Here is a 21,068-nt window from a genome sequence, read left to right as displayed (position 1 = left end):
CTATATGTATAGATCGACAAGCATGCCGCGGATAGCGCCCAACCGCTCCATAATCGACAACTGGCGCTCCTGTCCCACGCGCACGTCTTCGGTCAGCATCGCCATCTCGTCGTCAATTTTTTTTATGACGCTGTACATTTTCTGCCGCCCGCGGTTATCCCAGCCCAAACGCGATTCCAAAAGATATGACCGGTTTACCGCTTCCCCGACAAAGCTGCGCACCATGTTGCGGTAAGAGCGCAATTCGGAATAGGTCGGATTCTGGCTGAGCCTGGCACCCTGCTCATTGATTTTTTCCAGAAGCTGCGCAAGCCGTTCCCGGTAATTATCGTCCACATTTTTGGACAATTCGGCACTGAAAGCCCTGGGCGGCCGTTCGGCCTGCCCGATGGCCTCACGTTCTCCCGGCGCCGCCGTAGTGGGCAAATCACTGCGAGAATGTACTTTCAAGCCTGACGCCTCCCTGACTGTTATTCTTTCCCCTGAGCCCGGTTCCCTATGTAGGCCCTGATCGCCGCTTGTATCTGGTCAATGCTTTGCAGCGCGTCAATCACCAATATTCGCCCCGCATCTTTTTTGGCCAAGTCCAAAAAACCCGATCGCACCGTTCGCTGAAAGGCCAGGCCTTCCTCTTCCATTCGATCCGGCTCCCCGCGTTCCCGCCGCCGTCCTGACAAAGATTCCGGCGGCGCGTCCAGCAAAAAGGTAATGTCAGGCGTCAAGCCGCCCGCCGCCCAATCGTTGATCCGCCAAAGCGCGTCCGCGTCAAGCCCGCGCGCCACACCTTGATAAACGTAAGTGGAATCGCTGAAACGATCGCAAATGACATGGAAACCGGCGGCCAAGGCCGGCCTGACGACGCGTTCCGCGTGTTCGGCCCTGTCCGCCAGGTAAAGCAGAGCTTCCGTCCTATATGACATCGCCGACAAAGGATCAAGCAACAAACTGCGTATCGACTCTCCCACCGGCGTGCCGCCGGGTTCCCTAGTAACAACGGCAGCCTGGCCCGCGCCCCTGAAATATTCAAGCAAAAGTTTGATTTGCGTGCTCTTGCCCGTCCCGTCGCCGCCTTCAAAGGTAATAAAAAGACCCTGGCCTCCCGGCCTGTCTTTCGCCATTTAACACACCACGCTAACGTGCGGGTCGGCATTTTCCCGCCGCGCGGCGGTTTGTGACCGCGCGTACTCAACGATTTCTTTGGTTATCAACTCTCCCGGCAGGACCAGCGGTATTCCGGGCGGATAAAAGGTTATGTCCTGCGCCGCAACGCGACCGGCCGCATCGGATAGCGGCACGTGCGCCCTTCGTCCATAAAAAGCCTCCCGCGGCGTCAGCACAAGCTTTCGCGCTAGCGGCGGCGCGCCGCAAATGCCGCGCGGCGCTTTTTTTCGCCGCGCCAGTTCCCGGAGCGACCGCAGGGCAGCATCCACCGCCGCGCGTTTATCGGCGTAAGTTATCAAAAAAAGGATGTTGGCGCCGTCGGCCAATTCCACGGCAATTTTCCTTTTGCGCAAAAAATCAGCCGCCGCAAAACCGGTCAGGCCAAGTCCCGCAACATTTACCGTGATTTTCGTAGGATCGAAGAAACGCGCCCCCCCCTGCGGCGGGGACAGCAAGCGCAGCCCGTCCGTTTCGGCCAGCTTCGCGCGCATATAATCGGCCAGCTTCACAGCTTTTTCCGTCATTGCCCGGCCGGCGCCCGCCAATTGGCGGCAAGCCGCGTCCAAAGAGGCCAGCAGCAACTGATTGGGGCTGGTGGTCGTGAGGATGCTCATCGCCTCGGCAATCGGTTCAATCGCCAACCGGCCCTGTTTTACATGCAAAAGCGAAGATTGGGTCAAAGCGCCCAAAAGCTTATGCGTACTTTGCGCGGAGGCATCGGCGCCTAAAGACAAGGCAGACGCCGGCAATCGCTCGTGAAAGCCAAGGTGCGCGCCGTGCGCTTCATCCACCAGGAGAAGCGCGCCGTTTTCATGCGCAATCCGCGCCGCTTCCCGCGTGTCGGCGGCCAACCCGTAGTAATTGGGACTGGTCAGCAGGAGCGCCTTAACCGCTCCCGCGCCTGCAAAGGCGGCGGCAAGCGCGGCGGCCGGCGGCGGAAGAGCTATGCCAAATTCCGTGTCAAATTCCGGCGCGACATACACGGGACGCGCCCCCGACAGGATCAGCGCGCCTATGGCCGAGCGATGGACGTCACGCGGCAGCACAATTTTCTCGCCCGGCAACACGCTGCCCAGAATCAATGCCTGCAAAGCGCCGGTAGTACCGTTTACCGAAAAAAAAGTGCGATCGGCGCCGTAAAGCGCCGCCGCCGCGCGCTGCGCTTTGAGCAGCGCGCCCTGCGGCCGGTGTATGTCGTCGAGTTCGCCCATCAGGGAAACGTCCGCCGCCAACGCCCGCGCCAGAACTGACCGCAACTTGGGCAAAGCGCCCCGTCCGCCTTTGTGCCCCGGAGTATGAAAAGGGTATACGCCCTGCTCAAGATAATTTCCCAAAGCAGTCAGAAACGGCGCATGATGAGTATTTCGCGGCATCGTCCGGCTCCTTGGTTAAATGGTGAAGTTTACGCCTTCGCCCGTGAAAACCGGCAATTGATTAAAAAATTTGTCTTTATTGTACCATAGGATAACGGCATAGACAATCGCCCCCTTTCATAAAACACGCAAATCAATTTTCAAAAAGAGCCGGTAAGCTAAGATATATAGCCATTTAGACCAATATATAAAGAAATAGGTCAAATCATGCGATAAATGTAATATGGCATACGATACAAAATACAGGGAAAGAGCGATTGCATTCAAGAAAGCGGGACATACATTCGCCGAGTTGAAAGACGTCTTTGGGATTACGGCGGCGACCTATTGCGACCGAAACAAGCGGCAAGGATCGGCGATATAATTGTCGCCCCGTGAGCGCGTTTTTTCATAGAATGGTTTCGCGCAAGATAGCAAGCTCCTCCGCGCTTTATGGCGGCACCTACAACATGTTCCCCTACACCTTGCCCAAACCCGGCGTCAAGGTCGTTTTCGCCGCAGGCGGCCCGGACGATTTTTCCCGGGCGATCACGCCAAAGACCAAGGCCCTGTACAATGACCGTTACGAAGGCCGCCCTGAATCGAAAGATTCAGGGCGGCCTTTACCATGCCTGCATGCGCGGGGCGTTTTTAATAATTCGAGCGCATCCTTAAACTTTCTACTTCATGAAAACTCTCGACACCTCTTTCGTTTCTAAATTTTAAAGTCAATTTAATTGGGTCTATAAGTTCTCGTATTATATCTGGATCTTCTTCGTAAAGATCCAACCCCAGGATTCTGTATTTATCTACAAGAAATATATATTCCCTATTTGAAAAATAAACATCTTGTACTACAATATTTTTAGGCCAAATTAAAATATCCGGAATTGCCACTCTATTTTTCATATCCTCTCGACGCATTTCGTGAACTCCTTGAATAAAAGGAATAGTTGAAATTTTTTCGCACGAAATCAAACTGTCTCTCCAAATTAAAATAATTTTTTCATCCGATAAATTTTGAATATGAAGTCTAACACCAATTAATGTTGTATCATCACTACCTAAAATTGGGTGGATAAAAAATATTTTAATACCATTTGTCAATTGAATGTCTTTATATACTTTATCAAATGTTATAGTATCAAAATAAAGTTTTGGTTCCTTCTCTGCCGCAAATAAAATAGTCTGGCAACAAAAAATCGAAAGCGACAAAAACAAAATAAAGTTCTTCATAAAAAACTCCTTTTTAAAATTAAAGACAATTTTAAATTAGAACTCAAGCATGCAAAAATTTTTAATATTCTATTACTTGTTTATAAAACTAAATGTATGACAATAATAAATATTTATAATAAGGCGAATTTGGAAAATCCATTCCGATCTCTTTGTGGATAGTTTTCCGCTCCGCTACATTGTGTTTCAGGGCAGACTTCATCCGACATGCATTGTCAGCACTTCCTTGCATAACGAAAAATTACCTTGGGGATATGCCGAAAGAGAGTTTTTAACCCTGCACTAAATAGTTAAAAGCCTTAATAAATCTGGGGCTTTTTCTTGACATTCTTCTATAGTGATAAAAAGTAAATTGCTTTGATTATATTTTAAATAGCGAAAAACTCTTGAAGCATCTATATCGTCTTTGAGCATATACCAAACACCTAAGTCTTCAGCCATCAGAGCCCTATCGTCTATATCCATAACATACTTTTGTTTTATGAATATGTTTTTTTCTTTGTTAATATAAAAAAATGTTTTAAAATGATGCAATCCGGGATAATGTCGCCGCAGCATCTTCCCAGTAAGATTATCTTTCACCGTCTCAATAACAACAGCTAAATCTACATCTCTTTCTTTTGCTTGAGTCATTACAATAACTTTATATAAAAATAAATCGCCTCTTAAATGTGAAAGGCCTAATTTAATAAAATCTTCATTGTGTTCCTCAAAAAATGTAGCTTGTGCAGGGTGTGCATAGAAACAAATCACAAAAACAAATGCAATAATTATCTTTTTCATATTTATGCACCTCGTTTGTTAATTCATCTTTCTGAAAATTGTAGGTAACATAATATAAAGAATGTTGCATATCACAAATAAAAAGCCAGACAGCAAGCTGATTGTGGAGTTTCTGCCAAGCGATTTCCTGAAAACCGAGAAATCGGCCAACTCGCAAACCCTTGTGTTTACCTTGTAAATAAAAAAATAACAGGCAACATTCTTTATAAAATGTTACCTGTTAGAAATTTGCCAATATACCTGTTTCGCCAATGAATTTTTTGGAATTTATGCCAACATCTTAACATTATCTTAACATTAAATAAATTGCCTGTCAATGCATGGATTTGACCAAGGGGCGGCAACAAAACAGTCTCCTGGGCACCCCCGCGCCATGTGGGCAAAACTTTGCGGCGGGTTAGTTCGGCGACAAACCTTGTTTTGCCGCCCGAACGCCATGTTGTCGGCAAGGCCCACACAATTGATATTGAGCACGACAACAGCAATACGCGCCATCACTTGGGAAGGTTCACGCGCCGTACAAAGGTGGTGTCCAAAAAGGCGGAAATGGTTGCCGTCACATTGAGGCTTTGGCGGATGTTGACTTCCGAAGAAGGTTTCAGACATTACCAAGGCATAGCGTTATCGATCTATACATGAAAACTCTCGATTTTTTATGGCTATTCAATTAGAGCATGTTATGATACAATAGTTACGAAAGGGCATGGTAAGCGCACATGACATTGCTTGAATTTATGGAACGGTTCGGCACGGAAGATGCCTGCCGCGAGTACATTTACCAAAAACGATGGCCTGACGGTTTTGTCTGCCCCAAATGCGGCCACACTAAGCATTTCAACATAAAAAGCCGCAACAAATATCAATGCAAGGCCTGTGCACACCAAACGACGGCAACGGCCGGCACGATCATGGACAAAACGCGAACCCCGCTGACCAAGTGGTTCGTCGCCATGTACCTCGTCGCCGAGGGCAAGCGAGGGTTTAGCGCCATGGCGCTGAAAAAGAAGATAGGCGTGTCGTACCTCACAGCTTGGACGATGTTGAAAAAAATACGCGCCGCCATGGCCGACAGGGACAGCAAATGCACACTTGACGGCGTCGTTGAGATGGACGAAGGTTTTTTCGGCGGCTCCGCTGAAGGCGGCAAGCGTGGCCGCGGCACCGAAAAGACCGCCGTGTTGGTATCCTTGTCCCTTACTGAATGGGGCAAGCCCAAGCCTGCGCGAATGGAAGTTCTCGAGGCCGTTGACGGCAGGGCAATCAAGGCTTTCGCCAAGGATCGCGTGAAACCCGGCTCCGAGATAAGAACGGACGGCTTGAACATTTGCGGTTGCCTTGCGAAAGAAGGCTTGCCCATACGGCGATCCCGCACGACCCCAAAAATAAGCCTGAGCATCTTCATTAGACTTCCTGCGCAACCAAAAATGTGATATGCTCATTATATGAAATACGAAGGAACAGTCAAACTATCCAATCAGGCTTTTCGACATCCAACAGGGGCAAAGCGTACGACATTTGCGAAAATGGTTGAGATCCTGTCTGTTTCAGAAGCGGAAAAGCGGCGCACAGGCGGCCACAAAAGCAAGCTGCCAATTGAGGGCAAACTTCTTCTCTCGCTGGAACATCTGCGCGAATACCGTACATATTTTCACATTGCCCAAGACTTCGTGATAAACGAGACGAGCGCCCTTCGCATAAGCCGGTGGGTGGAAGACGTCTTGATAAAGGACGGGACATTTTCGTTGCCCGGGCGCAAAGCGATGCTCAAAAATGGCGCCGATTTCGAGGTGGTTCTTGTGGATGCCACAGAGTCGCCGATTGAACGCCCCAAAAAAACAGCGCCGGCACTACTCAGGCAAGAAAAAGCGGCACGCTTTGAAAACACGGGCCATAGTCAACAAAGCGGACGGCAAGGTTCTCTGCCTTGCGTTTGCCAACGGGAAACGGGCAGATTTGCGTCTTTTCAAGGAATCCGGCGTACACGCGAAATCGGAAACCGTACTTGAGGCCAACGCAGGGTACCAAGGACTGGCAAAGATCCACTCCAATTGCGTACTGGCCAAGAAGCGTTTCAAACGAAGCCCTTTGCGCAAGGCAAACAAACTCCGCAACCACGACATTTCGAGCCGGCGTGCGCTAAGCGAGCATGTGATTGGCTTTGTCGAGCGGTTCAGAATAGTTTCCTAACGTTACCGCAACCGCAGGAAACGCTTTGCTCTCCGCTTCAGCTTGATTTGTGGGTTGTGTAACTTTGACAGAGCCGTTTAGGTTGCGCAGGAAGTCTACTATAATTGCGGCTGACGCCGTTCAAGAAATGGCCTGTCTGCCTGACAAATCGATAGACCTTATTTTGTGTGACTTGCTTTACGGCACGACCGATTGCGCATGGGATAAACAGTTGCCGATGGTCGAGTTATGGGAGCAGTACAAACGAATTATTAAAGACAATGGAGCCATACTTCTATTCGCGCAACAGCCTTTCATCGCCAAGCTCATTAACGCCAGCGGAAATCTGTTCCGCTATCAGATAGTATGGGAAAAGGCTAAATCGGTCGGCTTCCTGAACGCTAACCGTATGCCGCTTAGGACGCATGAAATGATACTTGTGTTTTATAGACATCTCCCAGTCTACAATCAGGTCGCGCTGGGAAAACCCTATGTGAACAAAGACAGGCGCAGGGAAAGCAGTATTTATCGCTTTACCCATCAGGCGTATGCCAGGCATAATGCTGGCTACCGTTACCCTCGCGACGTTATCCGCTTTGGCATGTCGGCAGAAGACGGTCGTTTTCATCCTACACAGAAGCCGCTTGCGATGTTGCGTTACCTGATAAAAACGCATTCCCACCCAGGTGATATAGTCCTGGATTGCTGTTGTGGTTCCGGTTCTGCCTGCATTGCGGCCAAGCAAACCGGCAGAAATTTCATAGGGATAGAGCTTGATCCTACCTATGCCGAGATTGCCCACTTACGGCTGAACAATCTTTAAGGCACGAAAAAACACCTTTCAAGGACGTTTTAATGACCCCTTAACAGGCGGCTGTTTTTAAAGTAGTTTAGTAAACTTATTTTTTTATAAAATTAAATGCGCGCTTATATATGTAAATCAGCCGAAAAAATGTTATAATAGCAGCATACCGCATATATCGCACAAATGTTGCCGGAGGTAGGCCGCGATGATCATAAACGACAGCAACGAGAAAATATGCCGGGAATATGCGGAACGCAAACGGGAATACGCCGCTTTTTGCGAACGGTTTAAAAGCCTTTTCGCGGAACTTTTAAAGCGCGAGCAAATTAAATATCATTCCATCACCGGCCGCGTAAAGGATGAGGACAGCCTTGTCGCCAAGCTGTCCCGGTTTGACGGCAAATACCAGTCGCTGGATCAGGTAACCGACATCGCGGGCATCCGGATCGTAACTTATTACGCCGATGAAGTGGATCACATCGCCAAACTTATAGAAAGCGAATTCGATGTTGACGAGGAAAATACCATTGACAAAAGGCGGGCGCTTGACCCTGACCGTTTCGGTTATATTTCCCTGCATTACATTATAGAAATTAACGAAAAATCCAAACACTTGCAAAAATACAAAGCAATGAAGGCGGAAATACAAGTGCGTTCCATCCTTCAACATACGTGGGCCGAGATCGAGCACGACCTTGGCTATAAAAATCAGTACGGCGTGCCCAAAGAAATAAGGCGCGCCTTTTCGCGGCTGGCTGGGCTGCTGGAATTGGCGGACAAGGAATTTCAGGAAATCAGGCAAAGCATCAGGGACTACACGGCGCGGGTGAGCAAACAAATGCGAGCCGACAATGGGGAAATACTGATCGATGACAATTCCATAGAGCTTTACATAAATTACAACAACAATATCGCCCGGCTCAACAACGCCATAAGACGGATAAACAACACCAGCTTCAAAGATGATCCGCGGGGCATCAGCAGCATAGTTAAAGAATTGCGCTGGCTGGGTTTCGAGAACATCAGGGACATTGACGAAGCGTTGAGCAAAAATTACGACTTAGCGCTGCGCTTGGCGCAAAAGACGCTGAAGGGCCGCGGCCAGCAGCCGACCGACCGGTCGGCCGGGCTGTTTTACTTGTGTTACGCCATACTGGCCCAAGAAAGGGACGCGGCGAAAATAGTCCGCTACTGGGCCGACAATAAAATAACCGTGCCCAGCAAGAACGCGCGCGATCACCTGCGGCGCGCGCACCAATTAATCGATGCCTACGATGATTTTGCCGCCGAAAGTTTAAAAGAGCGCCCCGCGCGCGAAAAGGCGGCGGCAAGGTGAGCGGCGCGGCTTCCAAAAGTTCAAGTTAGACGAATATGCGGTGGAAGATAATGCTAAGTTTTATCGCGGTCGGCGCCGGCGGTTTTGTCGGCGCGTGTTTGCGCTACGCCATCTCGAAAGAGCTGTCCTTGGCTTTCCCCTTTTTCCCTTTCGGCACCTTGGTGTCCAATATAACGGCAGGACTGCTTATCGGCGCCATCGCCGGCTACGAACGGCAAGCCCCGTTTCTTGCGGAACCCGGGAAGGCGTTTGCCGTTACGGGCGTCCTCGGCGGCTTGAGCACTTTCTCCGCCTTCAGCCTGGAGACGGCAACCATGCTGGACAGGGGCGCTTGGGGCCAGGCTTTGCTCAATGCCTCCCTGAACATGGGAATGAGCCTTATGTGCGTGGGCGCCGGCATGTGGTTCGCAAAACTGCTGGGAAGCAGGATGTCCTGAGCGTTTGGGCGAATCGCCGCCGCGAAAAATGCACTAAAAGAAATCGCGCATTGGCGCAGTCCGCAAAATGGACGCTGCTGCGGCGCGCCCTATGCAAAAAACCTGAAAGCCCTTGGCGCAAAGAAACGCCAACCGGCCTGTTCTACCGTAATTGCGCGTTTTCCCTTCTTGCTAACTTGCCGTTACTGCGGTATAATAGAACTGCGATATTAAAGGTTTCCCAAAGAAAAGCCCGGCATAAACGCCGCAGGCCGCCGCGTGCGCCTGTTGCGGCTTTGTTGCCCGGATTGCGTGCGAAAAAAAGCGGTAAACGTCGCGGTTCCATTTTTACGAGTGGCATTCGCGGCGTTTTTTGCTTTTACCATCCTTTGTTCTTAAATTATCGCCAATATCTATAACAAAAATCAGCGGACAGCCGCCCCGCCCCGTACGCCATCGGCGCGGATTGTGGCGGGGGGAAGATTCGCCGCAGTTGCGGCGCTGCTTTTCCGCTGTTTATGGCAATGGCCCATCAAGATTTTTTGCCTGACTTTGCTTGCCGCAAATCCGGTCACTTCACCGGTCGGCGTTCATCCCGGCAAATCTTGGAGGTAATTAATTATGGATTTGGTTGACTATGAATTGGATTTTTACAAAAGCATCACCGCCCGCGTCGGCCCGAGCAGCGACGAGATGAGCGCCCGGGCGCTGAACTTTATCCCCCGCCAAGGCGAAAATTCCCACATTTTGGAAATTGGCTGCGGCGCCGGCTTTCAGACCCTTTTCCTCGCGCGCAACACAGCGGCCAAGATCGTCGCCATAGATATCGTCTATCAATTCGTACAGCGCCTGCAAAACAAACTCCACGAACTGCATTTGAGCGACAGAGCCGAGGCCCGCGTGCTTTCCATGGACCAGATCTCTTATCCTGACGGCTTTTTTGATGTGATATGGGCGGAAAACAGCATCTACCATATAGGCTTCGAGCGGGGGGTCAGCGAGTGGCGCAGATACCTGCGGCCGGGCGGCTATCTGGCCGCAACCGAAATCGCCTGGCTGACCGACCGGCGCCCCCGGGAAGCGGAAGAATATTTGCTCGCCAGGTTCGCTTCGCCCGATACGCTTGAAGGCCGGCTGTCCGCCCTGAAAAAATACGGCTATAAGACAATAGCGCATTTTGTAATGCCCGAGGAATGTTGGACAGAACACTATTACAAGCCGGCCCAGGCGCACGTTGAGGATTTTTTGAAAAAACACGGCCATAACGCTATGGTACAACGCTATGTGCAAATACTTATAACCGATATGGCCATGCACGACAAATACAAAGAATATTACGGAGTGGTTTTCTTCGTTGCGCAAAAGGATGGGCAGGAAAATATCGGTTGAACGGCAACGCCGGCATGCCCGGCGGCACGTTTTTCACCTCCAGCCCAAGGCCGAGCCTATGTGGAAAATCAAAAAAGACACGCTCCAGGCGGTACAAAGCCACATCAAGACAACGAGCAGCAGCCGTTTAAGGCTGCGCAGCTCGGCGCTGGCGGCGGCAACGGCCGCCATGCAGGGGATGCTCAATAAATTGAACATCATAAAAGACGCCGCGCTGAGCGGGGTAAACACATCGGCAAGTTTGTCCGCCAAGAGAGCTCCGGCGTTTTCATCGGCAAGCGCGTCGCCTTCAACGCCGGGATTGTAAAGTACGCCCAGCGTGGAAATTACCATTTCTTTGGCAATAAGCCCGGTCAAAACGGCAACCACGGCTTTCCAAGAATCTTCCGCGCCGGCAAAGCCGAGCGGGGCAAAAAACGGCGCCGCAGCGGCGCCCAACACGCCGAGGATGCTCCCCGCGCTGTTGGCCTCGACCATCGACAAGGAAAAATCAAAATTGGACAAAAACCAGATGACGACCGTCGCCCCGGCAATAACGGTAGTCGCCCGCAGGACAAAGCCTTTCAGTTTTTCCCAAAGATGCAGGACAAGGCTGCGCGCGCCGGGCATACGGTAAGCGGGCAGTTCCATGATAAAAGGCGTTGTTTCGCCGCGCCAAACGGTCCTGTTCAATATGGCCGCCGCTGCTGCGGCCACCGCTATCCCGCCGGTATATACGGCAAACACCGCCAAATCGGCGCTGCCGGGGAAAATAGCCGCTGAAAACATGGCCCAGATCGGCAGTTTTGCCCCGCAGGAAAAAAAAGGCATAAGCATTATCGCCAGGCGCCTTTCTTTTTCGCTTTCCAGCACGCGAGTCCCCAACATGGCCGGCACGGAGCAGCCAAAACCCATGAGCATGGGCATGAACGCCTTGCCGGAAAGCCCGAACCGCCGGAGCGGCCTGTCCATCAAAAAGGCGGCGCGCGCCATGTAGCCGGAATCTTCCATGACGGACAAAAATAAAAAAAGCATGAGTATCTGCGGCAAAAAACTTAAAACGGCGCCAATCCCGGCCAGCACTCCATCGACAAGCAGCCCGCGCGCCCAGGCCGCCCGCGCTTCCAGCAGTTGCCGGGCGGCATCGCTGACAAAGGACATTAGTTCTTCCGTCAGCCCTTGCAGCCAGACGCCGGGGGAAGGCAGCCCTTCAACCCACAAAAAGGAATTGCTGAAGGTGAGGTGAAAAGCTATATACATAAAAAAAAGAAACATCGGCATACCTAATATTTTGTTGGTCAGGACAAGGTCAATTTTGTCCGAAGCCGTCAATTTGTCCGCCGCGCGCCGCCCCACCACCGCCCGGCGGACGCGCCCGCTTATATATTTGTAACGGGCGTCGGCTACGGCCGCCGCGAAATCATTTTCCAGCTCCTCGTCAAGTTTGATCGCGCCTTTTATCCGGGCGACATCCGCCAGCAGCGCGCCGGAGCGCGCCCTTAGCTCATCCGTTTCCAGTTTGTCGCCTTCAAGCAATTTGACTGCGTGAAATACCGGATGTTCCACTTGGTTTTTTGCCAGAAGGTCAACTATTTGCCGAAACTCCCTGCCCAGAGCGGAATGTTCAAGCACGGAGGCGGCTTTGCGGGTTTCGGCAGCGGCACGGCAAGCCGTCTCGACCAATTCCGCCACGCCACGCCCGGTCAGGGCGCTGACCGGCACGACCGGGACGCCGAGCTCATCGGAAAGTGCCTGCGGATTGATTGACAGGCCTTCACTGTCCGCCGCGTCCATCATGTTGAGCGCTATCACAAGCGGCGTTTCCGTTTCGAGCAACTGCGTGGACAGATACAGGTTGCGTTCCAGATTGGTCGCGTCCACTATATTGATCACAAGCTCCGGCTTTTCTTCTATGATGTAATTGCGCGCGACGACTTCTTCCGGAGTATAGGGCGAAAGCGAATAAATGCCGGGCAGGTCGACGATGCCGATGGTTTGGGCAGAATGTTTGTGAAACCCTTCCTTCTTTTCGACGGTTACGCCCGGCCAATTGCCAACGCGCGCCGCGCCGCCGGTAAGCCTGTTGAAAAGGGTGGTTTTGCCGCTGTTCGGGTTGCCGGCCAGAGCAAACCGCATGGTCAGTTGACTTTTGCCGGGGACATAAGCACCGACAATGCCTCCGCCTTACGGATGGACAATCCGTAGCCGCGCACCCTAAGTTCCAAAGGATCGCCCAGCGGCGCGGTCTTGCGCAGACAAATTTCCGTCCCCGGCGTTATGCCCATATCGAACAGCCGCCGCTTAACCATCCCTTCGCCGGTTACTTTGCTTACCCTGCCCGTCTCGCCGGGCTTGAACTGCGCCAAAGTCTTTTCCATGCCAATTTCTCCCCCAAATGAATATTCTCCTAATCCACCATGGCAATCGGCCAAATTGCGCCAAAGGTTTGTTAGCAATAACTAACTTATCGGCCAAAAGACCGACTGGCACTAAAGGGAAACGCCCCGATTGTTAGATAGCTCTAACTTATCGGCCAGAACAAAACTATTCTTAGTTTTACTTTAGATATTATACAAACTTTATTATTTGTTTGTCAAGACTTACTTTTTGGGACAATCTACTTGGGTAAATTTGGGTAATTTGCAGGTTTGGCCGCTATCCGCATTTGTCCAATCGACCTCGCGGCGCGTTGCAAATTTCTTTGGCCTTTTTACATTTTTCTGTCCTGTCTGTCCGTTTTATGTAAAGAAGCCTTTGAAAAATCCTTGTTCAATGCTAAAATAAGATGAGTGCTGCGCCAATCATTGATTTAGGCGGGTGATTTTTATGGGATTTATTGATAAAATTTTGCAAAAGTTGTCCACCAAAGACCCGGACAAAGTGGCCAAAGGCGACACCGTGTTTGATGGCTGGTACATGATGGGCAAAGAGGGCGTCATCGAGAAAGAACAAACAAAAGCACCGATATCTAAAAAGGGCGAAAAGCCCGAAAAATAGCAATCCGAATCGGCGCTTATGCCGATTCGTTTTCTTTCCGCATTGCATAGCGCGCCATTAAAGCAGACGGAAAGAGCGGCGGCAAGCACTATGCCGATCCGGGACGCAGGGCATGCGCCGCCCGATATCCGAAAGCGCAGGAAACAGTAAAGTTTTTGCGGCGGATTTTAAGGGGAAAGAAAATGTTTTGCCGCGCCGGACGCCGATGCCGCGCGAAACGATCTGAAGCCTTTTGCCGAATCTGTCCGCTGGTCGCCGGGAAAAGAATTGGACGGCTTTTCGCGCATGTGCGGCAACATGTTGATTTGGCGGAACTTGTTCGGGGCAAGAATCCTTGCGCGCAACGAAAAGCGTTGCGGAAAATCACGGGCAGGCTTTCGCGCGCGGACGCGACAAAAATGCTGCTGAAAACAACCGGCATATATGATAAAATTGACATAGGGTTTTTATGCTGAAAAATATAGCTTTGCCGGTTAGGGCGTGTTTGAAAAATCGCTTTCGGCATATTGCCAAGATAATTTTTCGTTATGTAAGCAAGCATCGACGACATATGCCGGGGCAAACCTGTGAGGCATCGCTGATGCAGCGGAGCGCAAAGTTGTACTCTTCTCAAATCAGAACACTCTTTAAGATTTGCGCGGCAATTTGCCGCCCGGTGCGGCGCAAAACGCAGGCAAATCAAGGTTCGGCGAGGCTTCCGCGCAAAGCGGGGCAGTAAATTGGCCGCAAAGGGGCCGCGATGAATTTTTCAAACGCGCCCCAAGGCGCGAACTATTTTTTCACAATTTAAATACGTAGGAGGGTTGTTTATGGAAAAAAGATTTTTTCAGGCTTTAAAGGACAGGCGCACTTTTTATAATATAAAAAGTGCCTCGCCCATAACCGACAGCCAAATAGAGAACATTTTGCAAGAAGCGGTGAAGTTTTCGCCTTCCGCGTTCAACTCGCAGAGCGCCCGCGCCCTTTTGCTCCTGGGCCGGCACCACCGGCAGCTTTGGGCCATTGTGAAATCCGCTTTGCAAAACATCGTGCCGCCGGAAGTTTTTGCCAAAAGCAAAGAAAAAATTGACAATTCTTTCGCCGCCGGTTATGGTTCCATACTCTTTTTCGAAGATACCGCCGTAATTGAAAACCTGAAAAAGCAGTTCGCTTTATACAAAGACAATTTCCCGGTCTGGGCGCAACAGGCGAACGGCATGTTGCAATTGGCCGTCTGGGCGGCACTGGAGCTGAACGGGCTTGGCGCGTCCCTCCAGCATTACAATCCCCTGATCGATAAAGAGGTCAAGGAAAAGTGGGAAATACCGGAAACCTGGCAGCTTGTGGCGCAAATGCCGTTCGGCGCGCCTTGCGGCGCGCCGGGGGAAAAAGATTTTGTCCCTGTGGAAAAAAGAGTAAAAGTATACAAAGATTCATGAACAAAAAAACCCAAACGGCCATCCTCGCCATCGCCGCCATGAAGCCGGAGGAAATGGCGCAGGCTTCCGCGCTCGTGCAAAACGCCCACGCGTATATTTTAGAAAAGATCGACGAAATAACGGATGGCGCCGTCCGGGACAAACTGCGCGGCCTGTGCGCCAGCCCCGACGATTCTTGTCTGCCGGCCGGCCGGCCGGGGCGCGAGCGGCTTTACCGCTCCTTGCGCGAAGCCGGTTATCTGCCGGAGAAGGTATCTTTTGCCGACTTTCTGCCCGCGCCGGGGAGCGCGCCGATACCGCTCCAGGCGGGGCCGGGCAGCAGCCGCGACAGCCATCACGCCCATCCGGGCGGGCTGGCGCTGCACACGGCGGAAAATTTAAAATTGTCCCTGTCTTTGGCCAAAATACACAAAAAATTGCTCGGCACCGCGACGGACAAGGACATGCTGATCTTTGCCCAAGCGGCGCACGACTTGGCCAAATGCTGGCTGTTTCCCTGCGGCGAGGACGGTTCTTATCCCGGCAAATATAACATCGCCGGCAACGGCGCGCACCACGTTTTCGGGCTGGCCGCCAGCATAAGGCAGGGGCTGCCGCCGGAATTTGTCGTGGCGCAGGCGGCCACCCACGTCAGCCCCGGCGACCCTGGCGCGGCGGAAATTATCGGCGGTTTTTTGCGCGCCGCCTGTTTTATCGTGGAAATTTCGCCGGCGGCTTACGGTTTTTTCGACAAATCGGGCCGGCCGGACTTTGACCCTTTGCGTCTGGAACATTGCTTTAGCTACATGGGCGATCATACCGATGTTTTCAGCGTAAGGCAATACCGGCTGGCCGCCGGGGCGCTGCGGAACCTGGCGGAAAAAGAGTATGGGCTTTCGTCCGCCGAACTTCAAGGCAAAATTTTCAACCAGCTGCGCAACTATGTTTTTTGTTTCCTGGGCCCTGCCAAGGTGTTCCAACTGGCGGGACAGGGCGGCGGCGCCCTGAGCGGGAAAATAGGCACCCTTTTGTCGGCGGTGGGCGGGCACTAAGGCAAAGGCTTCCAAAATATGAGTTTTAAGGGAGCCTTTGCTTTGTCTAAAAATAATTTACTCATACTATGCTTCCTGCCAACTAAAATGTGACATGCTAATTATTATGCGACATGAAGAAACGGTCAAGCTGGCCAACCGGGATTTTCGGCGCCTAACAGGAGCAAAGCGTGCGGCATTTGCGAAACGGTGAGCTCCTGTCGATTTCAGAAGCAGAAAAGCGGCGCAAAGGCAAGCTGCCATAGGTTGCGCAGAAGTCTACGTTTAAAGATTAAAGCATGAATAGTATTGGCGCGATAATTTGCCGTCCTGCGCTTTGTCTCGCGCAGGCAAACCCATAGTTCGGCAAAGCTTCTGGGAAAGCCGGGCGACAAATCGTCCGCAAAGCTCAAAGGCATGACTTCAATCTTATAACAGTATTCCCCTTGCCTACTCCGGGCGGATATTATTTTATATGCGGCCCGGCCGCCAATGTTTGACATGCAGGTTGTGCTATGCCCTATTTTATGATAATGTAAGAATATAAATAATCATCGGTTGCGCGCCTTCGCCGCCTGCGCTCCTGCCAGCGCGGCCGGGAAGGGTTTTTCGGGCAATTGGGTTAATGCTGTTCTCAAATGAAAACCCTCCTTAAAATTTGCGTGATAATTTGCCGCCTTGCGCGGCGCAAAACGCAGGCGGCCCCGTAGGTTAAGCGCGGCTTTGGAGAAAAGCAGGGCAGAAAATTCGCCAAAAGATGGGCGCTGAACGGCAGTGTTAGCAGACTTTATGCAACAAGGCGGAAAATGACGCGGCCGGCTGCCGTGCCATCTGCCAAATTTATTGTAACAGGGGCGATAGGTAATGTGGCAGGTTGTCCATATTGCTAAAAAACGTAGCCAAGCTGAGACCATCAAAACCCTTCTGCAAACGGAGGGGTTTTGGGTGGACATGAAAGAGCTTGACACGGCAGGGTTTGAAATCAGGGTGCTTTCATCGGAAGCGCATGAAGCCGCTGAAATGTTGCATGATTATCAATGTTCTTTAAAAACCGCGTTTGGAAAGGAATCGCAAAAATGAAAAAAACCAAAATTATTTGCACGGTAGGCCCAAGTACGGACAAACCGGGAGTGTTGGAAAAAATGATCGGCGCCGGCATGGATATCGCCCGCTTCAATTTTTCTCACGGCTCGCACGGCGATCATAAAAACCGCGTTGATTTAGTGCGGCAGGCGGCGTCCGCCGCCGGACGGCACATTGGGCTCATGGCCGATACCAAAGGGCCTGAGATGCGGCTGGGCGTGTTTGCCCGGGGCAAGGAAGAGCTTGTGCAAGGCAAGAGATTCGCTCTGACCGCCCGCGATGTTTCAGGGGACGCAAATGCCGTTTCCATTAATTACGCCGGCTTGCCGCGCCTAGTAACCGCCGGCGACGTACTGCTTTTATCGGACGGCCTGATCAGCCTGAAGGTGGACAGTGTTGAAGGCGACACGATCAACACTATAGTTTTAAACGGCGGCGAAATAAGTTCCCGCAAGCGCGTGGCCGCTCCCGGCGTGGCACTTGACTTGCCTTTTTTGTCCGGGCAGGACATGGATGATATTCTTTTCGCCGCGCAAGAAGGCATGGATTTTGTGGCCGCGTCCTTTGTGCAGCGGGCAAGCGATATTTTGGCCATCCGTCGGCTGTTGGAAGAAAACGGCTGCCAAATGGGTTTGATTGCGAAAATTGAAAACGCCGAAGGCGTGAAAAACATAGAGGAAATTATCAAGGTCTCCGATGGCATAATGGTGGCGCGCGGCGACTTAGGCGTGGAAATACCGGCGGAAGAGGTGCCGCTCGTGCAAAAGTCCATTATCAGCATGTGCAATGAAAATTCAACGCCGGTCATCACGGCGACCCAGATGTTAGAGAGCATGATCAACAACCCGCGCCCGACCAGGGCCGAAGCCAGCGACGTCGCCAACGCCATTTTTGACGGTTCCGACGTGATCATGTTAAGCGGCGAGACGGCCTCCGGCAATTATCCGGTAGAAGCGGTGGAAACTATGTCCTCTTTAGCCAAAAGCACTGAAAACGCTTTGCGCTATGACGAATTGGTCGCCGGACGCGGCCATAAACTGCAAAATCCGACCATGACCGACGCCATAAGCCACGCGACCGTACAGGTGGCCCACGAGCTGCGGGTCGCGGCCATTGTCGCCTCTTCCGAGACAGGATACACCGCCAAGATGATTTCCCGTTACCGCTCGCGTTCACGGGTAATAGCGGTAACGCCGCACGAAAAGAGCGCCAGGCGGATGCAGCTTTACTGGGGAGTGGAACCGTTGGTGGGGCCGGCCTCGCAGACGACCGACGGCATGATCGGCGTTACCATAGAAAGCGCGCGCAGCCACGGCCTTGTCCAGGACGGCGACATGGTGGTGATTACAGCCGGCGTGCCTGTAGGCATGGCGGGCAGCACAAATCTCATCAATGTCATTATTGTCGGCAATATACTCATGCGCGGGCTTGGGATCGGCAAAAAAGTAGTTAAAGGCAAAGCTTGCGTCGTCAATTCGGAAAACGATTTGAGCAAATTCAAGCCCGGGGACGTTCTCGTTGTCCGCGAGCTTGAAACTCCGATAGTGTCCTGCGCCTTGAAAGCCTCGGCCATTATCGCCGAAGAGGGCGGCCTTACCTCGCAGGCGGCGATTGTAAGCGTCAGTTACGGCGTGCCGGCGATCGTGGGCGTGGCCGATGCCGCCCTTTTGAAAGACGGGATGAACATCACGGTTGACGCCGCGCGCGGCCTTATATATTACGGCAACGGCAACAAATGACGGAGATTTCGGTCGATGCCCCTGATAAATGTCTACAAGGAATTTAACGCGGGAAAACTGCCGCAAAAGATAAAAAGCCTTAATCGGCAGTTGGCCGCCAATAATGGGCACGATCGCAAACTTACGCTCCGACTGCTTGACGAGATATATTCTTTAGTGTTTTTCTGTTTGGAAAAATCAGACAGGGCGATCCTTTTGGAAAGCGCGGAAACCCTTAAATTGGCTTACGGGACGGCCGGCGGGCCGGAAGGCATCCGCCCGGATGAAGACCTTTATTGGCGCGATCTGTTGCGGGCCGTCGTCGACAAAGATGAATACCAGGCCGTGGAGTATTTTCTGGAAAGCGGCAAAAACTTGCTTAAGATATTGCCCGGCCGGCGGGAAGCCGTCATTGAGACGCTTAAAATAACCGCCGGCGCGTCCATGTCAGGCGGCAATTTCTTTATTGGCGCGCGCGCTTTTGCCCTGCTCATCTACTGCCTGCCCAAATTTGCCGGCACGGACAGCCCGGCGGCCAGGGCGGCCGTCGATTGTTGCCGCGCCATTGGCGCGGCGGCCATAGCCGCAGGTGAAGAAGCCTTTTTCCGCGAAATCTGCGTCGCGCTCGCCAAAAATCTGCCAGCTGACATCAGCGGGGAAAAACAGTGCTGGGACAGACTTTTTTCGTCATGGTTGGGTTTGGCTTTAGCGGGAAAATCAAAGGAGAACCTGAAAAACTGGCAAAAAATCTTTGCCGTTTACTGCCGGGCGCGTCCCCGCTCCCCTGCGGATTTCTTCGCGGGCCTCATCAAAACGGCCTCCCGCTTTGCCGGGAAAACAGACGATGCCTTGTTAAAAAAACTGTTGGATTGCATAGCCAGACGGACTGCCCTAAACGGAGCCCATGACGACTATGTGCCGGCGGCGCAGGCTTTATGCGCCGCTTACAAAGCCGCTTTTGTCGAACTCGGCTGGGAACGGGCCATTTTTGTTTATCAGTGTTTGTTTTTGGCGGCTTTGCACATAGCCGGACGGCTGACGGCGGGCAAAGAAACGCCCGCGGACATGTTCGGCGCGCTGGCGGCAATCGTGGAGGAAGTCGTCCGGACGGCGGGCATTGCCATGCGGGATTTGTCGCGGCAGGACGATCTTTTGTTATTGCTTGCCTGGCGCGAACATTTTTGCCATAAAAGCCGGAGCGCGGCCAGCCGCAAACGCATAGAGGCTTTCGGGCTGCTGCTGGCCGATGGATGGAAACGGAACAATGCCGCAAGGTCGGCTGTTTGCGGTGATTTGTTGGAAAAATTTTATTGCTGACCAAAGTTACGCTAAAGTTCTTTTAGGAGGGTATATGGACGGCCTTTCAGACAAGTACGAAAATCTCCATGTTTTCTCAGGCACTTCGCATCCCGCCCTGGCGCGCGAAATAGCCGCGCACATCGGGGTGGGCGTCCGCGCGGCGGTTGTGCAAAGGTTCAACAACGGCGAAGTGCAGGTCCTGCTCGGCGACAACGTGCGCGGCAAGGACGTTTTCGTTTTGCAAACTTTTTCCGCGCCGGTCAATGAGATGATTATTGAGCTTTTAGTCATGATTGACGCTTTCAAACGCGCGTCGGCCGGCAGCGTAACTGCGGTAATCCCTTACTACGCCTACAATCGGCAGGACAAAAAAATACATGACCGCGACCCGATAGCCGCCAAGTTGGTGGCAAACATCATAGTGGCGGCAGGCGTCGACCGCATAGTAACTATGGATTTACATTCCGGGCAGTTGGAAGGGTTCTTCGATCTGCCAGTTGAACACATATCGTCGGAGGATCTGCTGTCAGGCCACATCGAGAAATATTTCGGCTGGCGCAGCGATGAAATTACCGTTGTGTCGCCGGACATGGGCGGGGTAAGGCGGGCCCGGCACACGGCCGAACGCTTAAAATGCCCGCTGGCGATCCTGGACAGGCGCCGCCCCAAGCCGGACATGGCGGTAATCACGGACATTGTCGGCGAGGTAAAAGGCCGGATAGCCATATTGATTGACGACTCCATAGACACGGCCAGTTCCATCGTGGAAGGCGGCAAAGCCTTAAAAGAGGCCGGCGCGCGCGACATATACGCGTGCTGCGTCCACGCCGTGTTAAGCGGCGATGCGGTAGATCAACTGAACAGGTCTGACGTTAAAGAGATTATCGTTACGGACACCATCCCTTTGCCCAAAGAAAAAC

At 52.2% G+C, this 21,068-nt stretch carries 22 protein-coding genes and 1 pseudogene; 16 read left to right on the top strand and 7 right to left on the bottom strand.

The annotated features are described in order from the left end of the window. The 3 genes from LBO03_05200 to LBO03_05190 are packed head-to-tail and all read right to left on the bottom strand — an operon-like array spanning position 1 to position 2,534. A complete protein-coding gene (locus LBO03_05200) occupies positions 1-450 on the bottom strand; it encodes a YaaR family protein (GenBank protein MDR3348984.1) in 450 nt (149 codons plus the stop codon). Between the two features lie 20 nt (positions 451-470). Continuing rightward, positions 471-1,118 (bottom strand): dTMP kinase, encoded by a 648-nt coding sequence (gene tmk / locus LBO03_05195; GenBank protein MDR3348983.1) that lies wholly within the window; start codon positions 1,116-1,118, stop codon positions 471-473. Beyond that, the gene (locus LBO03_05190) at positions 1,119-2,534 is read right to left on the bottom strand and encodes an aminotransferase class I/II-fold pyridoxal phosphate-dependent enzyme (GenBank protein MDR3348982.1); all 1,416 of its coding nucleotides are present in this window, start codon (positions 2,532-2,534) and stop codon (positions 1,119-1,121) included. Between the two features lie 223 nt (positions 2,535-2,757). On the opposite strand from LBO03_05190, the gene LBO03_05185 reads away from it, so the two are divergent. Both LBO03_05185 and LBO03_05180 read left to right on the top strand, forming a co-directional pair. Continuing rightward, positions 2,758-2,898 (top strand): transposase, encoded by a 141-nt coding sequence (locus tag LBO03_05185; GenBank protein ID MDR3348981.1) that lies wholly within the window; start codon positions 2,758-2,760, stop codon positions 2,896-2,898. Positions 2,899-2,929: 31 nt separating this feature from the next. After that, positions 2,930-3,232: a PLP-dependent transferase gene (locus LBO03_05180; GenBank protein ID MDR3348980.1), complete on the top strand. Its 303-nt coding sequence runs from the start codon at positions 2,930-2,932 to the stop codon at positions 3,230-3,232. Here the strand turns inward: LBO03_05180 and LBO03_05175 are convergent. Both LBO03_05175 and LBO03_05170 read right to left on the bottom strand, forming a co-directional pair. Next, entirely contained in the window at positions 3,165-3,749 is a 585-nt protein-coding gene (locus tag LBO03_05175) for a hypothetical protein (protein ID MDR3348979.1), read from the bottom strand. The two genes, LBO03_05180 and LBO03_05175, sit on opposite strands and share 68 nt — an antisense overlap. Before the next feature lie 282 nt (positions 3,750-4,031). Beyond that, positions 4,032-4,532, bottom strand: coding sequence for a hypothetical protein (locus LBO03_05170; protein ID MDR3348978.1), 501 nt, complete (start codon positions 4,530-4,532; stop codon positions 4,032-4,034). A 375-nt stretch (positions 4,533-4,907) separates the two neighbouring features. Between LBO03_05170 and LBO03_05165 the strand changes: the two genes are divergently transcribed. From LBO03_05165 to LBO03_05135, 7 genes and pseudogenes are all read left to right on the top strand, one after another. Next, the gene (locus LBO03_05165) at positions 4,908-5,171 is read left to right on the top strand and encodes a hypothetical protein (protein MDR3348977.1); all 264 of its coding nucleotides are present in this window, start codon (positions 4,908-4,910) and stop codon (positions 5,169-5,171) included. Positions 5,172-5,248: 77 nt separating this feature from the next. Next, positions 5,249-5,962, top strand: a complete 714-nt coding sequence (locus tag LBO03_05160) for an IS1595 family transposase (protein MDR3348976.1) — start codon at positions 5,249-5,251, stop codon at positions 5,960-5,962. Between the two features lie 12 nt (positions 5,963-5,974). Beyond that, a pseudogene (locus LBO03_05155) lies at positions 5,975-6,800 on the top strand (IS5 family transposase). 1 nt (position 6,801) lies between these two features. Next, positions 6,802-7,521, top strand: a complete 720-nt coding sequence (locus LBO03_05150; GenBank protein MDR3348975.1) for a site-specific DNA-methyltransferase — start codon at positions 6,802-6,804, stop codon at positions 7,519-7,521. 187 nt (positions 7,522-7,708) lie between these two features. Further along, on the top strand, positions 7,709-8,839 hold the full coding sequence (locus tag LBO03_05145; protein MDR3348974.1) for a hypothetical protein: 1,131 nt from the start codon (positions 7,709-7,711) through the stop codon (positions 8,837-8,839). Between the two features lie 50 nt (positions 8,840-8,889). Beyond that, positions 8,890-9,276, top strand: a complete 387-nt coding sequence (locus tag LBO03_05140) for a CrcB family protein (protein ID MDR3348973.1) — start codon at positions 8,890-8,892, stop codon at positions 9,274-9,276. Between the two features lie 600 nt (positions 9,277-9,876). Beyond that, a complete protein-coding gene (locus LBO03_05135; GenBank protein MDR3348972.1) occupies positions 9,877-10,644 on the top strand; it encodes a class I SAM-dependent methyltransferase in 768 nt (255 codons plus the stop codon). Between the two features lie 33 nt (positions 10,645-10,677). Here LBO03_05135 and feoB read toward each other — a convergent pair whose 3' ends face one another. Together feoB and LBO03_05125 are read right to left on the bottom strand one after the other, a co-directional pair. Continuing rightward, a complete protein-coding gene (gene feoB / locus LBO03_05130) occupies positions 10,678-12,759 on the bottom strand; it encodes a ferrous iron transport protein B (GenBank protein ID MDR3348971.1) in 2,082 nt (693 codons plus the stop codon). 2 nt (positions 12,760-12,761) lie between these two features. Further along, complete coding sequence (locus tag LBO03_05125) at positions 12,762-13,001, bottom strand: ferrous iron transport protein A (GenBank protein MDR3348970.1); 240 nt, start codon at positions 12,999-13,001, stop codon at positions 12,762-12,764. Between the two features lie 448 nt (positions 13,002-13,449). On the opposite strand from LBO03_05125, the gene LBO03_05120 reads away from it, so the two are divergent. From LBO03_05120 to LBO03_05090, 7 genes are all read left to right on the top strand, one after another. After that, positions 13,450-13,620 (top strand): hypothetical protein, encoded by a 171-nt coding sequence (locus LBO03_05120; GenBank protein MDR3348969.1) that lies wholly within the window; start codon positions 13,450-13,452, stop codon positions 13,618-13,620. An 809-nt stretch (positions 13,621-14,429) separates the two neighbouring features. Next, entirely contained in the window at positions 14,430-15,038 is a 609-nt protein-coding gene (locus LBO03_05115; GenBank protein MDR3348968.1) for a nitroreductase family protein, read from the top strand. Further along, on the top strand, positions 15,035-16,069 hold the full coding sequence (locus LBO03_05110; protein ID MDR3348967.1) for a hypothetical protein: 1,035 nt from the start codon (positions 15,035-15,037) through the stop codon (positions 16,067-16,069). Before LBO03_05115 ends, LBO03_05110 begins: the two co-directional genes overlap by 4 nt. Before the next feature lie 843 nt (positions 16,070-16,912). Further along, positions 16,913-17,128: a hypothetical protein gene (locus LBO03_05105; protein MDR3348966.1), complete on the top strand. Its 216-nt coding sequence runs from the start codon at positions 16,913-16,915 to the stop codon at positions 17,126-17,128. Continuing rightward, positions 17,086-18,870: a pyruvate kinase gene (pyk, locus tag LBO03_05100; GenBank protein ID MDR3348965.1), complete on the top strand. Its 1,785-nt coding sequence runs from the start codon at positions 17,086-17,088 to the stop codon at positions 18,868-18,870. The genes LBO03_05105 and pyk overlap by 43 nt, the downstream gene beginning before the upstream one ends. 15 nt (positions 18,871-18,885) lie before the next feature. Continuing rightward, a complete protein-coding gene (locus tag LBO03_05095; protein MDR3348964.1) occupies positions 18,886-20,166 on the top strand; it encodes a hypothetical protein in 1,281 nt (426 codons plus the stop codon). A 34-nt stretch (positions 20,167-20,200) separates the two neighbouring features. Continuing rightward, positions 20,201-21,068 (top strand): ribose-phosphate diphosphokinase (locus tag LBO03_05090; protein MDR3348963.1); only part of this gene is annotated, 868 nt, incomplete at its 3' end.

The organism is Acidaminococcales bacterium (assembly GCA_031290885.1).
GTDB lineage: Bacteria > Bacillota > Negativicutes > Acidaminococcales > JAISLQ01 > JAISLQ01.
This window is presented reverse-complemented; position numbering and strand designations above follow the sequence as displayed.

What these genes read in the sequence shown, in the direction of transcription:
- LBO03_05145 (MDR3348974.1), top strand. Translation starts at nt 7,709, where the DNA reads ATGATCATAAACGACAGCAACGAGAAAATATGCCGGGAATATGCGGAA.
- LBO03_05160 (MDR3348976.1), top strand. Translation starts at nt 5,249, where the DNA reads ATGACATTGCTTGAATTTATGGAACGGTTCGGCACGGAAGATGCCTGC.
- LBO03_05175 (MDR3348979.1), bottom strand. Translation starts at nt 3,749, where the DNA reads ATGAAGAACTTTATTTTGTTTTTGTCGCTTTCGATTTTTTGTTGCCAG.
- LBO03_05190 (MDR3348982.1), bottom strand. Translation starts at nt 2,534, where the DNA reads ATGCCGCGAAATACTCATCATGCGCCGTTTCTGACTGCTTTGGGAAAT.
- LBO03_05125 (MDR3348970.1), bottom strand. Translation starts at nt 13,001, where the DNA reads ATGGAAAAGACTTTGGCGCAGTTCAAGCCCGGCGAGACGGGCAGGGTA.
- feoB (MDR3348971.1), bottom strand. Translation starts at nt 12,759, where the DNA reads ATGCGGTTTGCTCTGGCCGGCAACCCGAACAGCGGCAAAACCACCCTT.
- LBO03_05170 (MDR3348978.1), bottom strand. Translation starts at nt 4,532, where the DNA reads ATGAAAAAGATAATTATTGCATTTGTTTTTGTGATTTGTTTCTATGCA.
- LBO03_05135 (MDR3348972.1), top strand. Translation starts at nt 9,877, where the DNA reads ATGGATTTGGTTGACTATGAATTGGATTTTTACAAAAGCATCACCGCC.
- LBO03_05140 (MDR3348973.1), top strand. Translation starts at nt 8,890, where the DNA reads ATGCTAAGTTTTATCGCGGTCGGCGCCGGCGGTTTTGTCGGCGCGTGT.
- LBO03_05095 (MDR3348964.1), top strand. Translation starts at nt 18,886, where the DNA reads ATGCCCCTGATAAATGTCTACAAGGAATTTAACGCGGGAAAACTGCCG.
- pyk (MDR3348965.1), top strand. Translation starts at nt 17,086, where the DNA reads ATGTTCTTTAAAAACCGCGTTTGGAAAGGAATCGCAAAAATGAAAAAA.
- tmk (MDR3348983.1), bottom strand. Translation starts at nt 1,118, where the DNA reads ATGGCGAAAGACAGGCCGGGAGGCCAGGGTCTTTTTATTACCTTTGAA.
- LBO03_05110 (MDR3348967.1), top strand. Translation starts at nt 15,035, where the DNA reads ATGAACAAAAAAACCCAAACGGCCATCCTCGCCATCGCCGCCATGAAG.
- LBO03_05185 (MDR3348981.1), top strand. Translation starts at nt 2,758, where the DNA reads ATGGCATACGATACAAAATACAGGGAAAGAGCGATTGCATTCAAGAAA.
- LBO03_05115 (MDR3348968.1), top strand. Translation starts at nt 14,430, where the DNA reads ATGGAAAAAAGATTTTTTCAGGCTTTAAAGGACAGGCGCACTTTTTAT.
- LBO03_05120 (MDR3348969.1), top strand. Translation starts at nt 13,450, where the DNA reads ATGGGATTTATTGATAAAATTTTGCAAAAGTTGTCCACCAAAGACCCG.
- LBO03_05180 (MDR3348980.1), top strand. Translation starts at nt 2,930, where the DNA reads ATGGTTTCGCGCAAGATAGCAAGCTCCTCCGCGCTTTATGGCGGCACC.
- LBO03_05105 (MDR3348966.1), top strand. Translation starts at nt 16,913, where the DNA reads ATGTGGCAGGTTGTCCATATTGCTAAAAAACGTAGCCAAGCTGAGACC.